19 protein-coding genes are annotated in these 23,564 nt (G+C 73.1%); 3 read left to right on the top strand and 16 right to left on the bottom strand.

The features are described from left to right. Positions 1 to 123 precede the first annotated feature (123 nt). A complete protein-coding gene (locus BU197_RS15850; RefSeq protein ID WP_188268938.1) occupies positions 124 to 990 on the bottom strand; it encodes a hypothetical protein in 867 nt (288 codons plus the stop codon). A 154-nt stretch (positions 991 to 1,144) separates the two neighbouring features. Between BU197_RS15850 and BU197_RS15845 the strand changes: the two genes are divergently transcribed. Continuing rightward, complete coding sequence (locus tag BU197_RS15845) at positions 1,145 to 2,296, top strand: winged helix DNA-binding domain-containing protein (protein ID WP_188268937.1); 1,152 nt, start codon at positions 1,145 to 1,147, stop codon at positions 2,294 to 2,296. Between the two features lie 224 nt (positions 2,297 to 2,520). Here the strand turns inward: BU197_RS15845 and BU197_RS15840 are convergent, their stop codons facing one another. From BU197_RS15840 to crcB (BU197_RS15810), 8 genes are all read right to left on the bottom strand, one after another. After that, a complete protein-coding gene (locus tag BU197_RS15840) occupies positions 2,521 to 3,195 on the bottom strand; it encodes a potassium-transporting ATPase subunit C (protein WP_188268936.1) in 675 nt (224 codons plus the stop codon). Positions 3,196 to 3,217: 22 nt separating this feature from the next. Continuing rightward, positions 3,218 to 5,323 carry a potassium-transporting ATPase subunit KdpB gene (gene kdpB, locus BU197_RS15835; protein ID WP_188268935.1) on the bottom strand — a complete coding sequence of 702 codons (2,106 nt, stop codon included), beginning with the start codon at positions 5,321 to 5,323 and terminating at the stop codon, positions 3,218 to 3,220. After that, entirely contained in the window at positions 5,320 to 6,984 is a 1,665-nt protein-coding gene (gene kdpA, locus BU197_RS15830; RefSeq protein WP_188268934.1) for a potassium-transporting ATPase subunit KdpA, read from the bottom strand. The genes kdpB and kdpA overlap by 4 nt, the downstream gene beginning before the upstream one ends. A 7-nt stretch (positions 6,985 to 6,991) precedes the next feature. Continuing rightward, complete coding sequence (kdpF, locus tag BU197_RS15825) at positions 6,992 to 7,081, bottom strand: K(+)-transporting ATPase subunit F (protein WP_033204243.1); 90 nt, start codon at positions 7,079 to 7,081, stop codon at positions 6,992 to 6,994. Beyond that, positions 7,078 to 7,203, bottom strand: coding sequence for a hypothetical protein (locus BU197_RS31005; protein WP_262928250.1), 126 nt, complete (start codon positions 7,201 to 7,203; stop codon positions 7,078 to 7,080). The genes kdpF and BU197_RS31005 overlap by 4 nt, the downstream gene beginning before the upstream one ends. 169 nt (positions 7,204 to 7,372) lie before the next feature. After that, on the bottom strand, positions 7,373 to 7,726 hold the full coding sequence (crcB, locus tag BU197_RS15820) for a fluoride efflux transporter CrcB (protein ID WP_188268933.1): 354 nt from the start codon (positions 7,724 to 7,726) through the stop codon (positions 7,373 to 7,375). After that, on the bottom strand, positions 7,723 to 8,112 hold the full coding sequence (locus BU197_RS15815) for a DUF190 domain-containing protein (protein ID WP_188268932.1): 390 nt from the start codon (positions 8,110 to 8,112) through the stop codon (positions 7,723 to 7,725). Before BU197_RS15815 ends, crcB (BU197_RS15820) begins: the two co-directional genes overlap by 4 nt. Beyond that, complete coding sequence (gene crcB / locus BU197_RS15810; protein ID WP_188268931.1) at positions 8,109 to 8,531, bottom strand: fluoride efflux transporter CrcB; 423 nt, start codon at positions 8,529 to 8,531, stop codon at positions 8,109 to 8,111. The genes BU197_RS15815 and crcB (BU197_RS15810) overlap by 4 nt, the downstream gene beginning before the upstream one ends. Positions 8,532 to 8,958: 427 nt before the next feature. On the opposite strand from crcB (BU197_RS15810), the gene BU197_RS15805 reads away from it, so the two are divergent. Continuing rightward, entirely contained in the window at positions 8,959 to 10,209 is a 1,251-nt protein-coding gene (locus BU197_RS15805; RefSeq protein ID WP_188268930.1) for a transposase, read from the top strand. Positions 10,210 to 10,393: 184 nt separating this feature from the next. On the opposite strand, the gene BU197_RS15800 is transcribed toward BU197_RS15805, so the two are convergent. Both BU197_RS15800 and BU197_RS15795 read right to left on the bottom strand, forming a co-directional pair. Then, complete coding sequence (locus BU197_RS15800) at positions 10,394 to 12,433, bottom strand: helix-turn-helix domain-containing protein (RefSeq protein WP_188268929.1); 2,040 nt, start codon at positions 12,431 to 12,433, stop codon at positions 10,394 to 10,396. 155 nt (positions 12,434 to 12,588) lie between these two features. Then, complete coding sequence (locus tag BU197_RS15795; RefSeq protein ID WP_188268928.1) at positions 12,589 to 13,488, bottom strand: AfsR/SARP family transcriptional regulator; 900 nt, start codon at positions 13,486 to 13,488, stop codon at positions 12,589 to 12,591. A gap of 945 nt (positions 13,489 to 14,433) precedes the next feature. On the opposite strand from BU197_RS15795, the gene BU197_RS15790 reads away from it, so the two are divergent. Then, positions 14,434 to 15,153 carry a DNA-binding response regulator gene (locus tag BU197_RS15790; RefSeq protein ID WP_188268927.1) on the top strand — a complete coding sequence of 240 codons (720 nt, stop codon included), beginning with the start codon at positions 14,434 to 14,436 and terminating at the stop codon, positions 15,151 to 15,153. Positions 15,154 to 15,233: 80 nt separating this feature from the next. On the opposite strand, the gene BU197_RS15785 is transcribed toward BU197_RS15790, so the two are convergent. The 5 genes from BU197_RS15785 to iolB form a co-directional block, all read right to left on the bottom strand. After that, positions 15,234 to 16,133 (bottom strand): ABC transporter permease, encoded by a 900-nt coding sequence (locus tag BU197_RS15785; protein WP_188268926.1) that lies wholly within the window; start codon positions 16,131 to 16,133, stop codon positions 15,234 to 15,236. Continuing rightward, positions 16,130 to 18,838, bottom strand: coding sequence for a CocE/NonD family hydrolase (locus BU197_RS15780; protein ID WP_188268925.1), 2,709 nt, complete (start codon positions 18,836 to 18,838; stop codon positions 16,130 to 16,132). Before BU197_RS15780 ends, BU197_RS15785 begins: the two co-directional genes overlap by 4 nt. Before the next feature lie 444 nt (positions 18,839 to 19,282). Then, positions 19,283 to 20,794, bottom strand: coding sequence for a CoA-acylating methylmalonate-semialdehyde dehydrogenase (gene mmsA / locus BU197_RS15775; RefSeq protein WP_188268924.1), 1,512 nt, complete (start codon positions 20,792 to 20,794; stop codon positions 19,283 to 19,285). Positions 20,795 to 20,809: 15 nt separating this feature from the next. Next, positions 20,810 to 22,669 carry a 3D-(3,5/4)-trihydroxycyclohexane-1,2-dione acylhydrolase (decyclizing) gene (gene iolD / locus BU197_RS15770; protein ID WP_188268923.1) on the bottom strand — a complete coding sequence of 620 codons (1,860 nt, stop codon included), beginning with the start codon at positions 22,667 to 22,669 and terminating at the stop codon, positions 20,810 to 20,812. Next, positions 22,666 to 23,559, bottom strand: a complete 894-nt coding sequence (gene iolB / locus BU197_RS15765) for a 5-deoxy-glucuronate isomerase (RefSeq protein WP_188268922.1) — start codon at positions 23,557 to 23,559, stop codon at positions 22,666 to 22,668. Before iolB ends, iolD begins: the two co-directional genes overlap by 4 nt. Positions 23,560 to 23,564 lie beyond the last annotated feature (5 nt).

Below are 23,564 nucleotides of genomic sequence, written 5' to 3'. Positions count from 1 at the left end.
GTGCCACCTCGCGGAAGGAACGACTCCAGCCGGTCCCACTCCGCATTCGTCAGATCCCCACGGCCCATACATCCACCCTGGACCCAGCACCCAACCCACGTCAGGAGATCCGAGAAACAGGCCCTAGTACCGGTCGAGGATGAGCTGCGTCTTGAGGATGTCGCCGTGGTAGAGCCAGCCGTTGGCTTCGGCCAGGGCGATGGCGTCGGTGTGCAGCTTGGCCGCGTCGGTGTACGAGGCCGTCTTGAAGGACAGCTCCACGACGTACTCGGTGCCCGTACCGCCCGCGCCGACCACCGGCAGCACCTCGATGGAGGCGTCGTCGGAGGCGCCCCAGGCCCCGCCGTAGACCTTCGCGGTCACTCCGCCGTGAAGGCGGGAGCCCTGGAGGGTGGTGGTGCCCCAGCCGGTGCCGTTCCAGTCGGCGAGCTTGCCCGGGGTGTCGGCGACGAGCCAGTCCCGGCCGGTGGCGTCCGTCGGCAGGGTCGTACCGGAGTAGTTCTTGGCGCTGTGGCTCTTCTCGTTGCTGAAGCTGAGGGTCTGCTTGGCGTAGCCCCAGTCGACCTCGGCCTTGTAGTTGGTGTCGCCGCTGTCGAAGCCCGCCGCGTTGGCGGTGGTGAGGGCCGCATTGATGTCGCCGCCGGTGACGGGGAAACGCTTCTTGTACGTCTCCTCGAAGTTGGAGCCGTCCTTGTGGCGGAGGCGGACGCTCCAGCCCTGGGCGTCGAGTGCCAGGGCGTCGGTGTCGTAGTAGCCGTAGGAGCGGGTCTTGGCCGAACCGGTGATGCCGAAGGCCGACTTGACCGCCGCGCCGGGGTTGTGGGAGGCGTCCAGGGCCGCCGCGGTGAGGTTGATCTTCACCTCGTAGGACGGGACGGCGTTGCCCGCGGCGTACGCCGGGGTGGTCGGGGCGAGGAGCGCGACGGCGGCGGCGAGGGCGACGGCGGACGCGGCGACGGCCGGGCGCGCGGCCCGAGGCGTGAAGGTCATGCGGACGATGCTCGTGAGGCCGGGTGAGGCCCGGGTGTCGGAAGGCCGAGGAACCGGTGAACCACGGGCGTCCGCTGGAGTGTTCGGGGCTGGTGGGGCGCGGGGCCCGTGGCGGCCCGTGCGCCGCCCGCGGTTCCCGGGAGAGGATCGCCCCATGGCCCTCACCGCACGCGCCCTCAACAGGTCCACGCTCGCCCGGCAGCTGCTGCTCGCCCGGGAGCCGCTCGACGTGGGCGAGGCCGTGCGGCGGGTGGTGGCGCTCCAGGCACAGCAGCCGGGTTCGCCGTACGTGGCGCTGTGGAACCGGATCGAGGGCTTCGTCCCGGAGCGGCTCGACGAGGCCCTTGAGCGGTACGAGCTGGTTCGGTCGACCCTGATGCGGATCACCCTGCATCTGGTGCGCGCCGAGGACTACCCGGTCTTCCGGGAGGCCATGGAGCCGACGATACGCGGATCCCGGCTGCACGATCCCCGGTTCAAGGCGGCCGGATTCACCGCCGAGGACGGCGACGCCCTGCTGCCCGGCCTCCTGGAGTTCGCCGACCGGGCGCGGAGCGGGGCCGAGTTGCGCGCCGCCCTTGAGGAGGCCAGGGGCGGGCCGGTGGAAGCGGTCGTATGGCGGATGATCCGGCAGTACGCGCCGCTGTGGCACGCGCCGACGGGCCCGCCGTGGTCGTTCGGGACGGCGCAGTCGTTCGTGACGGCCGCCACCCGGCCGGCCCTCCGTGACCCGGAGGCCTCGGCGGCGGGGCTCGCCGTGCTGATCCGCCGCTATCTGGAGGGTTTCGGCCCGGCGTCCGTCGCCGACATGGCCACGTTCACCCTGGCGCCCCGGGGCAAGGTGCGCGAGGCGGTCCGGCTGCTCGGCGACGGTCTCGAACGGCTGACGGGCCCCGGCGGCACGGAGCTGTACGACGTGCCCGGGGCGCCCCGGCCCGACGAGGACGTCCCGGCGCCGCCCCGTCTCATGGCCATGTGGGACAGCGTCCTGCTCGCCTACGCCGACCGGGGCCGGATCCTCCCGGAGGAGTACCGCAGACAGGTGATCCGGGTGAACGGCGACACCCTGCCGACCCTGCTCGTCGACGGGCACGTGGCCGGGGTCTGGCGCCCGGTCGACGGCGGCGTGGAGGCCTCGGCCTTCCGGCCGCTGCCCGCCGGGACCTGGGAGGAACTGGCGGCCGAGGCCGAGGCCCTGGGCGCCCTGCTCGCCGCCCGGGACCCCCGGGTGTACGCCCGCTACGACCACTGGTGGGCGAAGGGACTCCCGACGGCCGAGACCCGGGTGCTCCCGGCGGGGGGTTGAGGGCGGGGGCGCCCGACGGGGGGCTGAGGACCGGGCCGCCCCAGCGAGGGGCCTCCCTTCCGGGAGAGCTCCCACGCGGGCCGTCCTCCCCTGGCCGCCCTCGCGCAAGCCGCCCTTCCCTGGCGCCCCCCACACAGGCCGTCCTCCCCTGGCCGCCCCCGCGCAAGCCGCCCCTCCCGGCCCGCCCCGCGCAGGCGGTCACCCCGCGTAAGGACGGCCCCCGCTCACCCCTCCCCCGCCACCAGCCCCTTCAGCGCGGTGTTCAGTTCCAGGACGTTGACCCGGGGTTCCCCGATGAAGCCGAGGACGCGTCCTTCGGTGTGAGCGGCGACCAGCCGGTCCACCCGGGCGACGGGCAGCCGGTTCCGCTCGGCGACCCGGTGGACCTGGAGCCTTGCGTACGCCGGGGAGATGTCCGGGTCGAGGCCGGAGCCGGAGGAGGTGACCGCGTCTGCGGGGACCTCCGAGGGCTTGACCTTGAAGCCGCTCGTCGAGTTGTCCTTGACGACGGCCGCCTTGGCCTCCTCGATCCAGCGGATCAGCTCCGCGTTGTCCCCGGAGCGGTTGGTGGCGCCGGAGACGAGCAGGGAGTAGCGGGTGTTGACGCTGTTGGTGCCCAGGCCGTTGGAAGGGCGGGGCTGGAACCAGCGCAGATCGGGGGCGGGGGTCTGCTGCCCTTCCTTCAGGGGCAGGTCGTAGCGCTGCCCGATGAGGGCGGAGCCGACGGTCCGCCCGCCCGCGTCGGTGATCTCGGAGCCGTTCGCCTGGGCGGGGAAGGCGAGTTGGGCGATGCCGGTGACGGCGAGCGGATAGAGGAGGCCGCAGAGCAGGGTCAGGACGAGCAGGGCCCGTACGCCCGCCCAGAGGACCCGGCCGGTGTTTCCCACGGAGGTGTTCATGATCGGTCAGCACGCTTTCTGGTCAACGCAGCCCGGGAACGAGGGAGAGGAGCAGGTCGATGATCTTGATGCCGACGAAGGGGGCGACCAGCCCGCCGAGGCCGTAGATCCCGAGGTTGCGGCGGAGCATGGCGTCCGCGCCCGCCGGCCGGTAGCGCACGCCCCGGAGGGCGAGGGGGACGAGGGCCACGATGACCAGGGCGTTGAAGATCACCGCCGAGAGGATCGCGGTCTGGGGCGAGGAGAGCCCCATGATGTTCAGCTTGCCGAGCGACGGATAGGCGACGGCGAACATCGCGGGGATGATCGCGAAGTACTTGGCGACGTCGTTGGCGATGGAGAAGGTCGTCAGGGCGCCCCGGGTGATGAGGAGCTGCTTGCCGATCTCGACGATCTCGATGAGCTTGGTCGGGTCGGAATCGAGGTCGACCATGTTGCCGGCCTCCTTCGCCGCCGACGTGCCCGTGTTCATCGCCACGCCCACGTCCGCCTGGGCGAGCGCCGGGGCGTCGTTGGTGCCGTCGCCGGTCATCGCGACGAGCTTGCCGCCCGCCTGCTCCCGTTTGATCAGCGCCATCTTGTCCTCGGGCGTCGCCTCCGCGAGGAAGTCGTCGACGCCCGCCTCCTCGGCGATGGCCTTCGCGGTCAGCGGGTTGTCGCCGGTGATCATGACCGTACGGATGCCCATCCGGCGCAGCTCGGCGAACCGTTCCCGCATGCCCTCCTTCACCACGTCCTTCAGATGGACGACGCCGAGGACCCGGGCGCCCCGGGCGTCCTCGACGGCGACGAGGAGCGGGGTGCCGCCCGCCTGGGCGATGGCGTCGGCGCTCTCCCGTACGTCCTGCGGGACCGTGCCGCCGTTCTCCCGCACCCAGTCGGTGACCGCCCCCGCGGCGCCCTTGCGGGTCCGCCGGCCCTCGGCGTCCACGCCCGACATCCGGGTCTGGGCGGTGAACGCGATCCAGTCGGCGCCCGCGAGACCGTCCCGGTGGCGCTCGGGGAGGCCGTACCGCTCCCGCGCCAGGGTCACCACGGAGCGGCCCTCGGGAGTCTCGTCCGCGAGGGAGGAGAGCTGGGCGGCCTCGGCCAGTTCGACGGCGGTCGTCCCGCGTACGGGGACGAACTCGGCGGCCTGCCGGTTGCCCAGGGTGATCGTGCCCGTCTTGTCCAGGAGCAGGGTGGAGACGTCCCCGGCCGCCTCCACGGCACGGCCCGACATGGCGAGGACATTGCGCTGGACCAGCCGGTCCATGCCCGCGATGCCGATGGCGGAGAGAAGCGCGCCGATGGTGGTCGGGATCAGACAGACCAGGAGCGCGGTCAGGACGATCATCGAGGTCTGCCGGTCGGCGCTCGCGTAGATCGCGAACGGCTTCAGCGTCACCACCGCGAGGAGGAAGACGACGGTCAGCGAGGCGAGCAGGATGTTGAGGGCGATCTCGTTCGGTGTCTTCTGCCGGGCCGCGCCCTCCACCAGACCGATCATGCGGTCGATGAAGGTCTCGCCCGGCTTCGTCGTGATCTGGACGACGATCCGGTCGGAGAGGACCTTCGTGCCGCCGGTCACCGCGCACCGGTCGCCGCCCGACTCCCGTATGACGGGGGCGGATTCGCCGGTGATCGCGGACTCGTCGACCGAGGCGACCCCCTCGACGACGTCGCCGTCGCCGGGGATGACGTCGCCCGCCTCGCACACCACCCGGTCGCCGACGCGCAGGGCGGTGCCCTGGACGCGTTCCTCGCCGGTCTTCACCAGACGGCGGGCGACGGTGTCGGTCCTGGCCTTGCGCAGGGTGTCGGCCTGCGCCTTGCCCCGGCCCTCGGCGACCGCCTCGGCGAGGTTGGCGAAGACCGTGGTCAGCCAGAGCCAGCCGGTGATCGCCCAGCCGAACCAGTTCCCCGGGTCGGCCGCCGCGAGGCCCGTGGTGAGCACCGAGCCCACCAGCACCACGAACATCACCGGGGACTTGACCATCACCCGGGGGTCGAGCTTGCGCAGGGCGTCGGGGAAGGAGGCGAGCAGCTGCCGGGGGTCGAACAGACCGCCGCCGACGCGTCCGGCACCGGTGGTCCGGACGCCGGGCGCCGCCTGGCGCGGGGGCCGGGTGGGAGTGGTCGTGCTCATGCTGCGAGCCCTTCGGCGAGCGGTCCCAGCGCGAGGGCCGGGAAGTAGGTGAGACCGGCGATGATCAGGATCGTGCCGACCAACAGGCCCGCGAACAGCGGTTTCTCCGTGCGGAGGGTGCCCGTGGTCCGGGGGGTCGGGGTCTGTCCGGCGAGCGAGCCCGCGAGGGCCAGGACGAAGACCATCGGCAGGAAGCGGCCGAGGAGCATCGCGAGGCCGATGGTGGTGTTGAACCACCGCGTGTCCGCGTTCAGCCCCGCGAAGGCCGAGCCGTTGTTGTTGGCGCCCGAGGTGTAGGCGTAGAGGATCTCGGAGAAGCCGTGCGCGCCGGAGTTGGTCATGGAGTGCGGCGGGGTGGGCAGGGACAGGGCGAGCGCGGTGAAGCAGAGGACGAGCGCCGGGGTGACCAGGAGGTAGCAGGCGGCGAACTTGATCTCGCGGGTGCCGATCTTCTTGCCCAGGTATTCGGGGGTCCTGCCGACCATCAGACCGGCGAGGAAGACCGCGATCACGGCCATGATCAGCATGCCGTAGAGGCCCGAGCCGACACCGCCGGGCGCGATCTCGCCCAGCTGCATGCCGAGCAGGGTGATGCCGCCGCCGAAGCCGGTGTACGAGGAGTGGAAGGAGTTCACCGCGCCGGTCGAGGTCAGGGTGGTGGCGACCGCGAAGATCGAGGATCCGGCGATGCCGAAACGGGTCTCCTTGCCTTCCATCGCCCCGCCGGCCAGCTCGAACGCCGGTCCCCTGTGCGCGAATTCGGTCCACATCATCAGGGCGGTGAAGCCGAGCCAGATCACGGCCATCGTGCCGAGGATCGCGTACCCCTGGCGCGGCGAGCCGACCATCCGGCCGAAGGTGCGGGTGAGCGCGAAGGGGATGAGCAGGATCAGATAGATCTCGAAGAGGTTGGAGAGGCCGTTGGGGTTCTCGAAGGGGTGGGCGGAGTTGGCGTTGAAGTAGCCGCCGCCGTTCGTGCCCAGCTCCTTGATGACCTCCTGCGAGGCCACCGCCCCGCCGTTCCACTGCTGGACGCCGCCCGCGAACCGGCCGACCTCGTGGATGCCCGCGAAGTTCTGGAGGACGCCGCAGGCCACCAGGACCAGCGCGCCCGCCACGGAGATGGGCAGCAGGATGCGGAGGGTTCCCCGGACCAGGTCGGCCCAGAAGTTGCCCAGTTCGCCGGTCCGGGACCGGGCGAAGCCGCGCACGAGGGCGATCGCCACGGCGATGCCGACGGCGGCCGACACGAAGTTCTGCACCGCCAGCCCGCCGGTCTGCACGACGTGGCCCATGGCCTGTTCGCCCGCGTACGACTGCCAGTTGGTGTTGGCGACGAAGGAGGCGGCCGTGTTGAACGCCTGGTCAGGGTCGATCGAGGCGAAGCCGAGCGAGCCCGGCAGCACGCCCTGGAGCCGCTGGAGCAGATAGAGGAAGAAGAGGCTCGCCGCGGAGAAGGCGAGGACGCCGCGGAGGTAGGCGGGCCAGCGCATCTCCACGTCGGGATCGGCGCCGATGGCCCGGTAGATCCACCGCTCCGGCCGCAGATGCCGGTCGGAGGTGTAGACCCGGGCCATGTGGTCGCCCAACGGCCGGTAGGACAGTGCCAGTGCGGCCACGAGCGCCAGGACCTGGAGGACGCCGGCGAGGACGGGACTCATCGCGTGCTCAGAACCTCTCCGGCTTGACGAGGGCGAGGACGAGGTAGCCCAGGAGGGCGGCGGCGACGAGCAGACCGACGATGTTCTCGGCACTCACAGCTTGGCCACCCCCTTGGCGATGAGCGCCACCAGCGCGAAGACCGCGACCATGGTGACGACGAAGGCCGTGTCGGCCATCGTGAACTCCCGATGAAGAAGGAAGAGAGGATTCTCGGACAAGACGAGGAAACGCCTCCCCGGGCCGCCCGCCGCCGCCGTTGACGCACCCCTGACGCCACCCGCACCCGTTTTTACGCGTCCCGTACGAGCGGGTCCTCTACGAGCGGGTCTCCCCCGGCGGACGGGCCCTCCACGAGCGGGTCTCCCCCGCGAGCGGGTCCCCTGCCCCTCAGCGGAGCCCGGCCGCCTCGACTCCCAGCCAGACGGCGAGGAGTCCCGCGCCCAGGCTTCCGGCCACGTTGAGCGCCGCGTATCCCTTCGCCCCGCCCTCGTACAGCTTCAGCGTCTCGTACGAGAACGTCGAGTACGTGGTCAGCGCCCCGCAGAGCCCCGTGCCGAGGAGGGCGTACGCGTGGGCGGAGGCCACTCCGCTCAGCAGCCCGAGCAGGAACGAGCCGACGACGTTCACCACGAAGGTGCCCCAGGGGAACACCGAGCCGTGCCGGGCGGTGACCGCGCGGTCCGTCAGATAGCGCAGTGGCGCGCCGAGGGCGGCGCCCACGACGACGAGCAGCCAGTTCACTCCCGCGGCTCCCCGTCGCCCGGTCGCGGAGCCGTGGCGCCGCCGTCCGCCGGGCGGCCCGCGTAACGGACGACCTCGCAGGCGTCGAGGAGTACCAGGCCCTCCGTCACCAGCTCGTCGAGGACGGGCAGAAAGGCCCGGATCCGCTCCTCGGTGTCCACGATCACGATCGCGACCGGCAGGTCCTCGCTGAGCGAGAGCAGCCGGGTGGTGTGGATGCGCGAGGAGGCGCCGAAGCCCTCCACCCCCCGGAAGACGGAGGCGCCCGCGAGCCCCGCCGCGTGGGCGCGGTGCACGATCTCGGTGGCGAGGGGCCGGTGGTGGCAGGTGTCGTTCTCGCCGACGAGCACGGTGAGGCGCAGGGCGCCGCCGGTGAGCCGGGTCATCGCACCTCCCTCCCGCCGGTCCGCGCGGCGAGCGTCCGGGTGGCGGTGACGCCCGCCGCGACGGCGAGGAGGGCGGTGACGAGGGTGCCGCCCAGATAGAGCACCGCGCGACCGCTCTCCCCGTGGGCGAGCAGCCGTTGGGTGTCCAGGCCGTACGTGGAGAAGGTGGTGAACCCGCCGCAGAAGCCGGTTCCCAGGAAGGGCCGGAGCAGCGGATGCGGGGCGGTCATCGTCTCCGTGAGCAGCACCATGAGGACGCCGAGCAGGGCGCATCCGGCGGCGTTGACCGTGAAGGTGGTCCAGGGGAAGGCATCCGTGGCGGTCGGCCAGACGAGCGAGGCGGCATAGCGCGCGGTCGCCCCCAGGACACCGCCCGCGGCGATGACGCCGACAGCGGGCAGCGAGCCTCGGAGATCCATACTCCCCAGGTTACGGGGACGTCGAGGCGAGGCGCACAGGCACGGTTCCCGGCCTGGGGCATTAACCGGGTACCGGCCCGTGCTGCCTCGCTCTGCGATGGTCCGGCCACGGACCGCTACCGGTCAAAGGCGGGCCGGTGAATCTGTCACATCCCCCCGAGGAGGGATTCCGGCCACCCCCGTCGGGCCGGGTCCGGGGGCGCCCGGAGCCGCCGGGCAGACCCCGGAGATGGCCGGGAGATGTCCAAAAGGTGTCCGGCCCCCTTCGGCGACACCGTTTTGACCTGCGGAAACGCGAGGGGAGGTGGTCCGGCCACCATCAGGCGGCCGATTCGGGTGCCGGGTACACCTCGTCCCGAGGCGCCCATCCGGGTGAACGTGGTGGGGCAGCGGGAGGGAGCTGCGCAAACCTGAGGGCAGGAGTGTCGTGAGTACATCCGTCGCAACCAAACGCAGGGCCGTCGCGGGGGTCGCCTCCCCCGCCGCGCCCCTGGGCGTCGTCAGGTCCGCCGGCGCACCCGGCGCGCGAGAGGCCGTCTACACCGAGTTGTGCACCGCGCTGTTCTCCGGCTTCCCGCGCCGCGATCAGCGGCTGAAAGCCGAGCAGTATCTGCATGGGCTGCTGACCGCGCAGGGCCGCAAGTCGATCCGGAACATCGCCGCGCAGATCGGCGGTCCCGCCGCCGAGCAGAGCCTGCACCACTTCGTCTCCAGTTCCACCTGGGACTGGCAGCCCATGCGGGCGGCGCTCGCCCGGCACCTGGAGCGGAACGCCTGCCCGCAGGCGTGGGTGGTGCGGCCGATGCCGATCCCGAAGGCCGGGGAGCACTCGGTGGGCGTGGACCGGCGCTTCGACCCGGAGCGCGGTCAGGTCTTCCACGGTCAGCAGGCGTTCGGGGTGTGGTTCGCGAGCGACGAGCTGAGCGTCCCCGTCAACTGGCGTCTGTTCCTGCCGGACCCCTGGGTGAACGACCGCACGCGGCGCGATCGTGCGGAGGTTCCCCAGGAGGCGGGCGAGGAGACGCTTGAGGAGTGTGCGGTGGCGGCGGCGCTCGACGCGGCCCGCTGGACCGACATCACCCGCAAGCCGGTGCTGCTCGACATCCGGGGAGGGGCGGGGCGGGCGGCCCTGACCCGGCTCGCGGGGGCCGGGGTGCCGGTGGTGGCGCGGATCGGTCCGGGGTCGCGGCTGGCGATCGCCGACCGGGCGCTGCCCGGTTTCGGCGCGGGTCCGCTCTCGGCCGTGCAGATCCTGGAGTCCCTGAAGGGGCTGCGCAGGCCGGTCAGCTGGGTGGACACGGTGGGCGGGGTGCGGACTTCGCGGACCTCGCTCGCGACGGCGGTGCGGGTGGCACTGCCCACGCCGGGCGGGGAGCGGATGCGTCCGCTGGTGCTGCTCGGCGAGTGGGACGACCCCCGGCGGGCCCCGGCGCGGGTCTGGATCAGCGATCTGACGGGGTCTCCGGTGGGTTCGCTGCTGCGTCTGACGAAGCTGGCGCGGCGGGTGGAGCGGGACTTCGTGGAGATCGGCGAGGGCGCGGGCCTGCGGGACTTCGTGGGCCGCTCGTACCGGGGCTGGCACCGGCACATCACGCTGGCGTCGGCGGCGCACGCGGCGACGGCCCTGGCCTCCGCCGACTGGGACACGGGGTACGGCTCGGGGCGCAGCGCCGTCTGACGCCCGGGGCCGGGTGCCGTCGGGGGGCCGGGTGCCGTCGGGGGGCCCGGTCCCGTCGGGGGGCCCGGTCCCGTCGGCACCCGGCCCCGTGGCTTTCCGCCCCCCGTAGGGCTCCCGGTCCTGTAAGGCTCCCGGTCCTGTAGGGCTCCCGCCCCGCTCAGCCCCCGTTCCCGCCTCCGTCCGGTCAGCCGTGACGGTCCTGCGGGGGCGGGGGCTGCCGGTTCGGGTCGGTCGCGGTGCGGCTCTTGGCCAGGACCTCGCGGGTGCGCTGGAGGCGCAGGGCGAGCTGGACTTCCAGGACCTGGCCGGGCTTCTGCCATTCGGGGCCGAGGAGTTCGCCGATCCGTTCGAGCCTGCGGGAGACCGTGTTGGGGTGCACGTGCAGGGCCTCGGCCGCGTTGGTGGGGCTGCCGCCGGAGGCGAAGTACGCCTCCAGGGTGTGGGTGAGGTCGGTGAACCGCTCGGCGTCGTAGTCCAGTACGGGGCCGATCGCCGCCTCGACGAAGCCGTCCACGTCGTTGTCGTCGGAGAGCAGCAGCCCGAGGAAGCCCAGATCCTGTACGGAGGCGGCGGAGCCGGTGCCGCCGAGCGCGCTCATCGCGTCGAGGCAGCGACCGGCCTCCTGGTGCATCCGCCCGACGCCGTCCGGGCTCCAGCCGGGTCCGGCGGCGGCGACGGAGACGGGGTGCCCGAGCAGCGGGGAGAGTTCGGCGGCGACGGCCTTGGCCGCGGCGGAGGCGTCGACGCCGGGAAGCAGCAGCACGATGCAGCCGCCCTGCACGGTCTTCAGACCGGAGAGGCGGTACGCGTACGAGGACGCCCAGACGACGGCCCGGCCCTGTTCGCCGCCCTCGGGCCGGGCGAGCACGAGGACATGGGGCTTGCGCAGGTCGACGCCGAGGCGGCGGGCGCGCTGGGCGATCTGCTGGGGGGCGTGCGGCGGGTCGGCGATGAGGTCGTCGAGGAGTTCGTCGCGTACGGGTCCCTCGGCGACGGCGGTGGAGCGGCGCATCAGGAGGAGGAAGGCGACGGACTGGGCGGCGAGTTCGAGGAGCCGTTCGTCCTCGCCGGTGAGTCCGCCGGCCGCCCGGACGACGAGCCCGCCGAGGTCCTCGGAGCCGGCGATGACGGGGGCGACCCAGGTGTCGTCGGCGGCGAGGACGGGGCGGCGGCGGGCGTGCGCGTCGAGGGAGGCCTTGGCGACGGCCTCCTCGTCGAGCCGCGGGAGTTCGCCCGCGGTGGCGAGGCAGCGGCCGCCCTGGTCCCGGATCATCACGGTGGCGTCGAGGGCGTCGGCCGCCGCCTTGGCGACGTTGCACAGGTCGCCGCCCGCGAGGACGAGGTTCATGATGCGGCTGTGGGCCTCGCTGGTGTGCCGCAGCCGGGTGAGGCTGGTGCGGACGCGGGCGCTGTCCCGTTCCAGCTCGGAGACCTCGACGCGGGTGCGGTCGAGGAGTCCGGCCTTCTCCACGGCGAGGGCGGCGAGGTCGGCGAGCGCGGCGAGCAGCCCGACCTCCTCGGGCGTGTGGTGCCGGACGCGCCGGTCGGCGCCGTACAGGGCGCCGATCACGGTGTCGCCGCTGCGGAGCGGGGCGGCCATGACCGCGTGCAGGCCCTCGGCGCGCAGGGCGGCCTCGGCCGCCTCGTCGTAGACCGGGCCGTGCGGTCCCGCGCCGGACGTGAAGGGCGGCGCGAACCGTGCGTCGACGAAGTGGTCGGCGGTCCAGACGGGCTCGCCGTGCAGCTGGAGGACGCCGCCGAGTCCGTACCCCTCGGCGAACCGGAGGCCGGGGGCGAGCCGGGGGCCGCTGTCCCCGCCGACGGGGACGGGGCGGGCGCCCTCGGTGGTGTGCACGTAGCAGGCTCCGTGCGCGTCGCGCAGGGTCACGTACGTGAGGTCGAGGCCGAGGAGCAGCCGGGCCCTGCGGGTGACGACCCGCAGCAGACCGTCGAGGTCGTACGAGGACGTCAGATCGCGGGCGGTGTCGGTGAGGGCGATGAGCCCGGCCTCGTAGCGGGGGTCGCGGGCGTGGCCGGTGCGGGCCATGCCCGCGAGGGCGACGGCCCGTTCGAGCCGGTCGAGTCCCACCGCGTCGATCCCGCCGAACCGGGCCTCGGCCAGCAGGGACTCGTAGCGGGCGGGCGGTGCCTGGGCCGCGAGCAGTTCGAGGACCGTGAGCAGCGCGTCGGCACCACCGGCTCCGTCCGCGCCGTGCAGCCTCATGGGTCCTACCCCCGTTGTCGAGCGAAATCGGGCACCTCGGAGGAAACCCGTAGTGCTCGCCGAAAATAATTCGGCTTCGGGAGTCGGTCAACGGTGAGCTGCCGCACTTCATTCCCCACCGGTAACTGTAGGCGGGCGTCCTCCGGTTCCCTTCGTCAGCCCACGGAGGAGCCGACCGGGACGAGCCGGCCCCGGCCGGGGCTGAACTGAGTGGGGTTGAACTGGGTGGGCACGCGGGGCACGTACACGGGTCGGCCCGCGGTGTCACGGACGGCGAGGACCGAGCGCCGGAGGCGGTGCAGCCGCGCCGAGGGCTCCATTCCGCTCTCCGCGAGGAGGGCGGCGCTCAGCCGCTCGAAGGCGGCGAGGGCCTCCTCGTGCTGTCCGCAGCGCAGCAGGGCGACCATGAAGTGGGCGTGGAGCGGCTCGTTGGTGCGGTAGCGGGCGGTGAGGCCGGAGAGTTCGGGAACGACTTCGGCATGTCCGCCGAGTCCCAACTGGGCTTCCATCCACTGGTCGAGGACGCTGAGCCGGGAGGTCTCCAAGCGCTCGATCTCCCGGCGGAGCCGGGGTCCGGCGGCGACGCCCGCGTAGGGCTCGCCGCGCCAGAGGGCGAGTGCCTCGCCGAGACGGAGCGCGGCGCGCGGCAGGTCGCCCGCCTCCATGGCCCGGTATCCGGCACCGGCCGCGCGCTGGAACTGCCAGACGTCGTGGGCGCCGCCGCCGGTGTCGAGCCGGTAGCCGCCGGGCTGGGAGACGAGGACGGCCTCGGCGGTACGCCGGTCGGCCCAGCCCGGCCGGGGCTCGGCCGGGGCGGCGCCGCGCAGCGCTCCCGCGATGAGGGAGCGCAACTCGGCTATGTGACCCTGGAGTTCGGCGCGGGCACCGCGCGGCGGACCGGACGGCCACAGCTCCTCGGTGAGGACCGTCACGGGGACGACCTGGTCGGCGCTGGCCGTGAGCAGGGCGAGGAGCTGACGGGGCGCGGCGGCCGTGGGGGTGATGGACACCCCGTGCTCGCGCACCGAAAGCCCCCCCAAGATCCGGACGTCCACCTTGCCCCCTCAGTGCCTCTGCGGTGTCTGCGCGCGGGATGACTCCCGATGATTAGAAAAGACCCCCGTAGGCATGTCAATAAGAAACCGGAGGGTACGGAATCCAGACCCCTGATATCGTGCTGATTCACCCCCTTTGTCCGCTTATTGCGGCGTAATAATTCCATCATCAACGATCGGCATGCACGCTCTGGCAGACTGTTTCCGGACTCAGGGGTACGCTTTCAAGGGTCCGTGCAGCGTATCGAGGCGTTCACACCTGCGATTTCCAGCCAGAAACCGACGGCGGGGTACGTTTCCGGAGCGGGCCCCTCCGACCCGGGACGACCTCCTCCCTCCCGGAACCGGTGACGGAGCGACCGGACGGCGCGGACCTCGGGGCCATTCTGTTCCGCCACGCGCCCACGTGTCGGCCGCAGCGAAACCTCGTGACATCCGTGACGGACGAGACGGCCCTGACACCGGAGCCCGGCGCCCGCCAGGGGCACGCGGAGGGGCGGCCCGACGGGAAGACGGTCGGACGAACGGCCGGGTGAACGGTCGAGCGAGTGACCGGGCGACTGGTGACTGGTGACTGGTGACTGGTGAACGACCGGGTGAACTCCCGGCAGTTCGGACCTGAGCCCCGGAGAGCATCCCCGCTTGTCAGTACGGAGACCGCACGACCCTGCGTCGATGGCCGGGAACCGCCCCCACCGGCCCCCATCCCGACCCGCCTCGCACCTTCCGGCCCCATCTCCCCCTCCTCGTACGGCACTTGATCCCGAGGTGAACGGGGTGCCGCGCGGCGTCGTCGCGGGAGTGGCGGACGCGGCGCGACGCGGCGGCGGCGAGCCGCGAGACACGAGGTGGCATGGATTCGCCATCCTTCCCAACAGGGGTTGTCACCGTGTGCAGTCACATGAGTACATGGAGTGGACATCGAGCGGGCGGGGGTGGTCAGCGGTGGCAGAGAGCGCGGGCTCCGTGATGCTCGCCCGTTCGGCGATGAACCGGGCCGCTACCGAGGGACAGCGGCCCGCGGGGCGCCCGGTCCGGGGAGCGCGACGCATCAGCGCGGCGCTCGCCGGGCTGGCCGCTTCCACCCGGTACGAGCTGCTGACCTTCGACGACCCGGTCGCCTCCGCGGGCTGCGCCATCCCCGAGCCGTTCCTGGAACTCGCGGGAGCGTGCATGCGGGCCGCGGCCGAGCGGGCCGCCGAGGTCAGACGGATCGTGCCGCGCCACGCACTGCCCCGCGTGGAGGACGGGCTCCGGCTCCCCGGCCGGGCCCGGCTCGCCGAGGCCATCCCGTTCAAGCTGATCGTGGTCGACCGGACGGTCGCCGCCGTCCCGCTCGACCTGGAACTGCTCTACAACGGACTGCTGCTGATCCGGGACCCGGTGATCGTGCAGGCCCTCGTCCGCACCCACCACGCCTGCTGGGCCGCCGCCGAGGAGATCGGCTGCGCACCCCCGCCCCCGCCGGCACCCCGCGATCTGCCGCCCCAGCTGCGCCCGGTGCTCGACGCCCTCCTGTCGGGACTCACCGACGAGACGGCGGCGGCCAGACTCGGCATGTCGGCGCGGACCTACAGCCGCCGCGTCGGGGAACTGATGACGGCCCTCGGCACGACGAGCCGCTTCCGCGCGGGCGCGGAAGCGGCTCGGAGAGGGTGGCTTTGAGGGGTGGCTCTGAGAGGGCGGCTCTGAGACGGTGACTCTGAGAAACACCGTGACCATGGCCAAGGCCACGACCGGTGGTGCTACGACACGATGTCCTTGCGGGCGAAGCCCCGGAAGGCGAGGGCGAAGAGGACCAGGGCGTAGGTGAGGGAGATCGCCGTGCCCTTCGCCATGCCGCCCCACTCCCAGTGGGGCTGAAGCGCGTCGATCCAGGCGAACTGCCAGTGCGCCGGCAGGAAGGCGCGCCAGTCGCCGAGGGCGGTGACCGCGTCGAGGACGTTGCCGACGATGGTCAGTCCGACCGCGCCGCCGACCGCGCCGAGCGGGGCGTCCGTACGGGTCGAGAGCCAGAAGGCGAGGCCCGCCGTCACCAGTTGGGAGGCGAAGACGAAGACGACGGCGACCCCGAGGCGGAGCAGCGCGTCCCCGGCGGGCACCGCGCCCCCCGTGGGCAGGTGCAGCGGCCCCCAGCCGTAGGCGACCGTGCCCGCCGCGAGCGCCACCAGCGGCAGGAGCAGCATGGCCGCCGCGCTGTAGCCGAGGGCCACGGTCAGCTTGACCGCGAGGAGCCGGGCCCGGGGCACCGGCGCGGCGAGCAGATAGCGCAGGGAGGACCAGCTCGCCTCGGAGGCGACGGTGTCCCCGCAGAACAGGGCCACGGGAATGACCAGGAGGAAACCGGCCGAGACGAAGAGGCAGGTGGCCGCGAAGTTGAGGCCGGAGGCGGTCGCCGTGTCCATCAGGGTGACCCGCCCGCTCCCGCCCTCCCGGTCGCCGCCGACCGCGAAGGCGACCATCAGGACGAACGGCAGGGCGACGAGGACGCCGCCCATGACCAGGGTGCGGCGGCGCTTCCCCTGCCGGAGGGCCTCGACCCGCAGCGGCAGGGTGCGCCCGGCGCGGTAGCCGGGGGCGGCGGAATCCACGGGGACCGCCGGGGACGCGGCCGTGGGGGCGGTGGTGTCGGGCAGCCCGGTCATGCGGCGCTTCCTCCGATCAGGGTCAGGAACGCGTCTTCCAGGCGCCGGTGCGGGCCGACGCCGGTCAGCGGCACCTCCAGGGCGACGAGTTCGCCGATGAGGGCGGTCGGGGTGAGCCCGTCGAGCCGGACGAGGACGCCGCCCTCGGTGCGGGTCGCCCCGGCGACACCCGGGAGGGCGCCGATCTTCTCCACGACGACCTCGGAGACGGGCGCGCCGACCGTCACCAGGAGGGTGTCGCCGGAGCCGGTGATCTCGGCGACCGGTCCCGCCTGCACGAGCCGCCCCCGGTCCATCACGACGAGGTGCGTGCAGGACTGCTCGACCTCGGCGAGGAGATGGCTGGAGACGATGACGGTACGGCCACCGGCCGCGTACCGGATCATGACCTCGCGCATCTCGCGGATCTGCGGCGGGTCGAGTCCGTTGGTGGGCTCGTCCAGGATCAGCAGGTCCGGCAGGCCGAGCATGGCCTGGGCGAGGGCGAGGCGCTGCCGCATGCCCTGCGAGTAGGTGCGGACCGCGCGGTCGAGGGCGCCGCCGAGGTTCGCGATGCGCAGGGCCTCGTCCGCGTGGGCGTCCTCGGCGGGGCGGCCGGTGGCCTTCCAGTACAGGTCCAGGTTCTCCCGGCCGGAGAGATGCGGCAGGAAACCGGCGCCCTCCACGAAGGCGCCGACCCGGGAGAGGACCGGGGCGCCGGGGCGGATCGCCTGGCCGAAGACGCGGATCTCGCCCTCGTCGGGGGTGATCAGGCCCATCAGCATGCGCAGGGTGGTGGTCTTGCCCGCGCCGTTCGGCCCGAGCAGGCCCAGGACCTGGCCCCGTTCGACCCGGAAGGACAGCTCACGGACGCTGTACGCGTCGCCGCCCCGGTACTTCTTGGAGAGACCCGTGATCACCAGCGGGACGGCGGCGAGCGCGGGATCGGGTGCGGGGGCGCCGGTGCGGCGGCGGGCGGTGAGCAGCAGGGCGGCGGCGACGGCGAGGCCGAGCGGCGGCAGACCCCAGACCCACCAGGGCAGTGCGGCGGCCTCGGTGGCGAGGCCGGGCGCGGTGGGGACGGTCAGCGGGCCCTCGGCGGCCACGGTGTAACCGGCGGGGACGAGCGGGGAGGCGTAGCCGAGGTCGGTGGCGGCGAGCACCAGCCGGAGGCGGTGTCCGGCCGCCACCTCGTGGTCGATCGCGGGCAGGGTGAGCGTGACGCTCCGGCCGGTGGCGGCGCCTTCGACGCGGACGGGGGCGACGAGCTGGGCGGGCAGCACCTGCTGCCGTCCGTCCGGGCCCACGTCGTACACCTTGGCGAAGAGGACGGCGGAACCGTCGGCGGCGGTGGAGGTCACCTTGACGCGGACGGTCGGGGTGCCGGTGATCCGGAGCGGGCCCGTCAACGGCGCCGTGTCGAAGCGGGCGTGCTGGCCGGGGAAGTCGAGGGCGAGACCGACGCCCAGGGAGGAGAGCCCGGTGACGCCGCCGCCGAGCCCGGGGACGGCGGAGACGGCGGGCGGGGCGGCGCCCGCCGGATTGGCGAAGGTCTGCGCGGGGCCGGTGAGCGGCAGGCGTACGGGGCCTTCGGCGAGGCCGGGGTAGCGGTCGGCGGTGGCGGCGCGCAGGGTGGACCGCCCGTCGGTGGAGTCGACACCGCCGGTACGGCTGACGCGGAAGGCGGGGCCGGTGTCGACGGAGGCGTCCCGCTTCAGCCAGCGGTCGAACCAGGTGGTGACGCGTTGTTCGACCCGGCCGGTCTCGCGGTCGCCGCCGTCGTGGCCGCCGGAGATCCAGTCGACGGCGACGGGGGCGCCGTTGGTGGTGAGGGTGCGGGCGGCGGCGTCGGATTGGGCGAGGGTGAAGAGGGAGTCGGACTGGCCCTGTACGAGGAGGGCGGGCACTTTGATCCGGTCGGCGACGGCGGAGGGACTCCGGGCTTCGAGGAGGGCGCGGGCGGCGGCGTCGGGTTTTCCGGCGACGGCGACGCGCTGGTAGAGGGCGCAGAGTTCGGGGGTGAAGCGCCCACAGCCACCGGCGGCGGCCTTGCCGGGGTGACCTTCGGTGGCATCGGCGGAGCCGTTGTCGGCGGCCTCGGCGCGGCGGCCGTCGGCGGCTTCGCCGAGGGCGCCGCCCGCGGTGAAGAACAGGCCGGTCCACAGCTTCTTGAAGACGCCTTCGGGGAACAGGGCGTCGGCCAGGTTCCAGTAGGTGATCTGCGGGGCGATCGCGTCGACCCGCTCGTCGTACCCGGCCGCGAGCAGGGCGACCGCGCCGCCGTAGGAGGCCCCGGTGACGCCGACGCGCGGGTCGCCGGGCTTGTCCAGGAGGACCTCGGGGCGGGCGGCGAGCCAGTCGATCAGCTTCCGGACGTCCCGCACCTCGTGGTCGGGATCGTTGAGCCCGATCGCCCCGGTGGAGGCGCCGAAGCCCCGCGCGGACCAGGTGAGGACGGCGTACCCGGCACGGGCGAGCCCTTCCGCCTGGACGCGTACGTCGTCCTTGGAGCCGCCGAAGCCGTGGCCGAGGAGAACGGCGGGGCGGCGCCCGCCGCCCTCGCCGACGAAGTAGGAGGTGTCGAGCCGGGCGCCGTCGAGATCGAGCGTCCGGTCCGCACGGCGCACGGACGGCGAACCGTCCGAGGCGGCGGCCCGGACACCGCCACCCGCGAGAACGGCGAGGACCGCGAGGACGGCGGCCCACCGGGGAAATCGGAGTCGCATGCCGTCGAGCCTAAGCGTCCACCCGCCGGAGCACGGCGGCCCGGGGAGGGAGCCGGTCCCCCTCCTTGAGGAGTACGGGAGGGGGACACGTACGACGGGCGCGGTACGGGCTCGCCGGGGCGCGGTGGGCCCGGGGCGAGGGGAGCCCGGAGCGCGGTGGACCAGGGGGGGTGGGCCCGAGGCGCGGTGGGACCAGGGCGCGATGGGCCCAAGGCACGGTGGGCCCAAGGCACGGTGGGCCCAAGGCACGGTGGGCCCAAGTCGCGGTGGGACCAGGGGGCGGTGGGACCAGGGGGCGGTGGGCCCGAGGCGCTTCCCCGCATCCGGTGCACGATCGCGTCCCGCCCCGCGCGGACACGGCCGTCCCTCTCGGCGGGGGAAAGGGCACGGGCCCCCGGCGCGCGCTCTCGCGTGTGCCGGGGGCCCGGTCCTGCTCAGGCCGCGTCAGTGGTTGCGGGGGAAGCCCAGGTCCACGCCCGACGGGCCCTCGGAGGGGTCGGGCCAGCGGGTGGTGACGACCTTGCCGCGGGTGTAGAAGTGCACACCGTCGTTGCCGTAGATGTGGTGGTCGCCGAAGAGCGAGTCCTTCCAGCCGCCGAAGGAGTGGTAGCCGACGGGGACGGGGATCGGCACGTTGACGCCGACCATGCCCGCCTCCACCTCCAGCTGGAAGCGGCGGGCCGCGCCGCCGTCGCGGGTGAAGATGGCGGTGCCGTTGCCGAACGGCGAGGCGTTGATGAGGGCGAGGCCCTCTTCGTAGGTCTCGGCGCGCAGGACGCAGAGCACCGGGCCGAAGATCTCGTCCTGGTACGCCTTGGCCGTGGTCGGCACGTGGTCGAGCAGGGAGAGGCCGATCCAGTGCCCGTTCTCGTGGCCCTCGACGGTGTAGCCGGTGCCGTCGAGGACGACCTCGCAGCCCTCGGCGGCGGCGCCGTGGACGTAGGAGGCGACCTTGTCGCGGTGGACGGCCGTGATGAGCGGGCCCATCTCGGAGGTGGGGTCGGCGCCGGGGCCGATCTTGATCTTCTCGGCGCGCTCGCGGATCTTCTCCACCAGTTCGTCGCCGATGGCGCCGACGGCCACGACCGCCGAGATCGCCATACAGCGCTCGCCCGCCGAGCCGTAGGCGGCGGAGACGGCCGCGTCGGCCGCCGCGTCGAGGTCGGCGTCCGGGAGGACCAGCATGTGGTTCTTCGCGCCGCCGAGCGCCTGGACGCGCTTGCCGTTGGCGGAGGCGGTGGTGTGGATGTACCGGGCGATCGGGGTCGAGCCGACGAAGGAGATCGCGGTGACGTCCGGGTGCTCAAGGAGGCGGTCGACGGCCACCTTGTCGCCGTGCAGGACGTTGAAGACGCCGTCCGGGAGGCCCGCCTCCGCGAGCAGTTCGGCGATCTTCAGCGAGGGCGAGGGGTCCTTCTCGCTCGGCTTGAGGATGAAGGTGTTGCCGGTCGCGATGGCGATCGGGAACATCCACATCGGCACCATGGCCGGAAAGTTGAAGGGCGTGATGCCGGCGACGACGCCGACGGGCTGGCGGATCGACGCCACGTCCACCCGGCTGGACACCTGGGTGGACAGCTCGCCCTTGAGCTGGGTGGTGATGCCGCAGGCCAGGTCGACGATCTCCAGACCGCGGGCGACCTCGCCGAGCGCGTCGGAGTGGACCTTGCCGTGCTCGGCGACGATCAGTTCGGCGATGGCGTCGCGGTTGGCGTCGAGCAGCGCGCGGAACTTGAAGAGGATCGTGGTGCGCTGGGCGAGCGAGGAGGTGCCCCAGGTGGCGAAGGCGTCCTTGGCGGCGGCGACGGCGGCGTCCACCTCCTCGACGGAGGCGAGCGCGACGCGGGTGGTCACGGCGCCGGTGGCCGGGTCGGTGACCGGGCCCCAGTTGCCCGACGTGCCCTCGACTGCCTTCCCGCCGATCCAGTGGTCGACGGTCTTGACGGTGTTCGTCATGACGAAAATGCTCCTTCAGAGATGGCGGCGTCGGGCGGTGACGTGCCGGTCGTACTCCTCCCGGGCCTTGACCGCCGACGGGCGGGTCGAGGTCTCGGCCACGGGCACATCCCACCACGCCTGGGCCGGGGGCGGGCCCGACACAGTGTCGGGCGTTTCGGTCTCGACGTAGACACATGTGGGAACCGTGCTGTTCCGTGCGTCCGCGAGGGCTTCCCGCAGGTCACGCACGGTGCGGGGGCGCAGGACCCGCATGCCGAGGGAGGCCGCGTTGGCTCCGAGGTCGACGGGGAGCGGGGGGCCGGTGAAGCCTCCTTCGGCGTCCCGGTGCCGGTAGTCGGTGCCGTACCGCTCGGCGCCGACCGCCTCGGAGAGGCCGCCGATGGAGGCGTAGCCGTGGTTCTGGAGGACGATCAGCCGCAGGGGCAGCCGTTCCTGGACGGCGGTGACGATCTCGGTGGGGTTCATCAGATACGTACCGTCGCCGACGAGGGCCCAGACGGGCCGGTGGGGGGCGGCGAGCAGGACGCCGAGGGCGGCGGGGATCTCGTAGCCCATGCAGGAGTAGCCGTACTCGACGTGGTACTGGTCGGGCGAGCGGGTCCGCCACAGCCGGTGGAGGTCGCCGGGGAGCGAGCCGGCGGCGTTGACCAGGATGTCGTCCGCGTCGACCAGGGTGTCGAGTACGCCGAGGACCTGGGCCTGGGTGGGGCGGGCGGTCTCGTCGGGGACTGCGTAGACGGTGTCGACGTATTCCTGCCAGTGCCGCTTGGAGAAGGTCCACTGGACGAGGTCCTGGCGGTGGTCGCCGAGTGCGTCGGTGAGGGCGGTGAGGCCTTCGCGGGCGTCGGCGACGAGCTGCGCCGCGCCGAGTTTGTGGGCGTCGAAGCCCGCGATGTTGAGGTTGAGGAAGCGGGTGCCCTCGCGGAAGAGCGTGCCGGAGGCGGTGGTGAAGTCGGTGTAGCGGGTGCCGACGCCGATGACCAGATCGCTGGTGCGGGCGAGGGCGTTGGCGGTGGAGGTGCCGGTGTGGCCGATGCCGCCGACATCGCTCGGGTGGTCGTACGGCAGGACGCCCTTGCCCGCCTGGGTGGTGGCCACGGGCAGGTCGGCCCGCTCGACGAGGACGCGCAGCGCCTCCTCGGCGCGGCTGTGCTTGACCCCGCCGCCCGCGATGACCAGGGGCCGCCGGGCGTCCCGCACGGCCCGTACGGCGGCGTCGAGTTCGGCTGCGTCGGGTCGGGGCCGGCGGATCCGCCAGACCCGCTCGGCGAAGAACTCCTCCGGCCAGTCGTACGCCTCCGCCTGCACGTCCTGCGGCAGCGCGAGGGTGACCGCGCCGGTCTCCACGGGGTCGGCGAGGACCCGGACGGCGGCGAGCGCGGCCGGGACGAGGGCTTCGGGGCGTCCGATCCGGTCGAAGTACTTCGAGACGGGACGGAGGCAGTCGTTGACCGACACGTCTCCCGCGTAAGGGACTTCGAGCTGCTGGAGGACCGGATCGGCGGGGCGTCCGGCGAAGGTGTCGCCGGGCAGCAGCAGCACCGGGAGGTGGTTGACGGTGGCGAGGGCGGCGCCGGTGACGAGGTTGGTGGCGCCGGGGCCGATGGAGGTGGTGACGGCGTGCGCGGAGAGCCGGTTGGACTGGCGGGCGTAGCCGACGGCGGCGTGCACCATGGCCTGCTCGTTGCGGCCCTGGTGGAAGGGCATGAGGCCGGGGTCCTCCACGAGGGCCTGGCCGATTCCGGCGACGTTTCCGTGGCCGAAGATGCCCCAGGTGGCGGTGATCAGGCGCTGCCGTACGCCGTCGCGTTCGGTGTGCTGGGCGGCGAGGAAGCGGATCAGCGCCTGGGCGACGGTCAGCCGGATGCTCATGCGTACCCCTCCGGGTGGTCCGGGTGGAAGCGGATGTGCCACGCGCGCTCGGGTCCGGGACCCGCCATGACGTTGAGGTAGTAGAGGTCGTGGCCCGGCTGGGCGATGGAGGGGCCGTGCCAGCCGTCGGGGACGAGGACCGCGTCGCCGTCGCCGAGTTCGGCGAGGAGGTCGGCGCCGCCGGGCCGGGAGGGCGAGATCCGCTGGTAGGCGAGGCCGTGCGGGCCCTGGATCTCGTAGTAGTAGATCTCCTCCAGGACGGTCTCGGCGCCGGGGTGGTGCTCGTCGTGCTTGTGCGGTGGATAGGAGGACCAGTTGCCGCCGGGGGTGACGACCTCGACGGCGATGAGCCGGTCGCAGGGGAAGGCGTCGGCCGCGGCGAAGTTCCGCACCCGGCGGGTCCGGTCGCCGCTGCCCCGGGTCTCGACGGGGACCTCCGGCGCGGGGCCGTAGCGGGCGGGGAGTCGTCGCTCGCACTTCGCTCCTGCCAAAGCGAAGCGGCCCCCCGCGCCGGAGGCGATCTGGGCGTGGGCGTCGCGCGGTACATAGGCGAAGTCGGTCACCCCGTCGAACACGCTCGCGCGGCCCTGGAGTTCGAGTTTCTCTCCGTCGACGCGCACGCTACAGGCACCGGAGAGGGGAAGCACGACCCATTCGAGATCCTCGCTCCGGAAGGAGTGGATCCCGCCGGGTCCCAGGGTGAGCACCCGGAGCGCGGAATGCGTCCATCCGGCCCGCTCGGGGTCGATGTCGACCCGGTACGGCCCCCGGGCGGCGGAGCCTGCGGGCAGATGGAGGGTGCGGGGTGCGGCGGAGGTGTCCGGGATGCGAGGGGGGTCCGGGGGGCGGGAGGAGTCCGGGGGGCGGGAGGCCTGCGGGGCTGTGCTCATGTGCG

The sequence above is a fragment of the Streptomyces sp. CBMA291 genome (assembly GCF_014596525.1).
Classification (GTDB): Bacteria; Actinomycetota; Actinomycetes; order Streptomycetales; family Streptomycetaceae; genus Streptomyces.
This window is presented reverse-complemented; position numbering and strand designations above follow the sequence as displayed.

Excerpts from the sequence above, each read along its gene's own strand:
- kdpA (WP_188268934.1), bottom strand. The coding sequence starts at position 6,984 with ATGAGTCCCGTCCTCGCCGGCGTCCTCCAGGTCCTGGCGCTCGTGGCC.
- kdpB (WP_188268935.1), bottom strand. The coding sequence starts at position 5,323 with ATGAGCACGACCACTCCCACCCGGCCCCCGCGCCAGGCGGCGCCCGGC.
- iolD (WP_188268923.1), bottom strand. The coding sequence starts at position 22,669 with ATGAGCATCCGGCTGACCGTCGCCCAGGCGCTGATCCGCTTCCTCGCC.
- BU197_RS15780 (WP_188268925.1), bottom strand. The coding sequence starts at position 18,838 with ATGCGACTCCGATTTCCCCGGTGGGCCGCCGTCCTCGCGGTCCTCGCC.
- mmsA (WP_188268924.1), bottom strand. The coding sequence starts at position 20,794 with ATGACGAACACCGTCAAGACCGTCGACCACTGGATCGGCGGGAAGGCA.
- crcB (WP_188268931.1), bottom strand. The coding sequence starts at position 8,531 with ATGGATCTCCGAGGCTCGCTGCCCGCTGTCGGCGTCATCGCCGCGGGC.
- BU197_RS15850 (WP_188268938.1), bottom strand. The coding sequence starts at position 990 with ATGACCTTCACGCCTCGGGCCGCGCGCCCGGCCGTCGCCGCGTCCGCC.
- BU197_RS15815 (WP_188268932.1), bottom strand. The coding sequence starts at position 8,112 with ATGACCCGGCTCACCGGCGGCGCCCTGCGCCTCACCGTGCTCGTCGGC.
- BU197_RS15785 (WP_188268926.1), bottom strand. The coding sequence starts at position 16,133 with ATGACCGGGCTGCCCGACACCACCGCCCCCACGGCCGCGTCCCCGGCG.
- BU197_RS15800 (WP_188268929.1), bottom strand. The coding sequence starts at position 12,433 with ATGAGGCTGCACGGCGCGGACGGAGCCGGTGGTGCCGACGCGCTGCTC.
- BU197_RS15840 (WP_188268936.1), bottom strand. The coding sequence starts at position 3,195 with ATGAACACCTCCGTGGGAAACACCGGCCGGGTCCTCTGGGCGGGCGTA.
- BU197_RS15845 (WP_188268937.1), top strand. The coding sequence starts at position 1,145 with ATGGCCCTCACCGCACGCGCCCTCAACAGGTCCACGCTCGCCCGGCAG.
- iolB (WP_188268922.1), bottom strand. The coding sequence starts at position 23,559 with ATGAGCACAGCCCCGCAGGCCTCCCGCCCCCCGGACTCCTCCCGCCCC.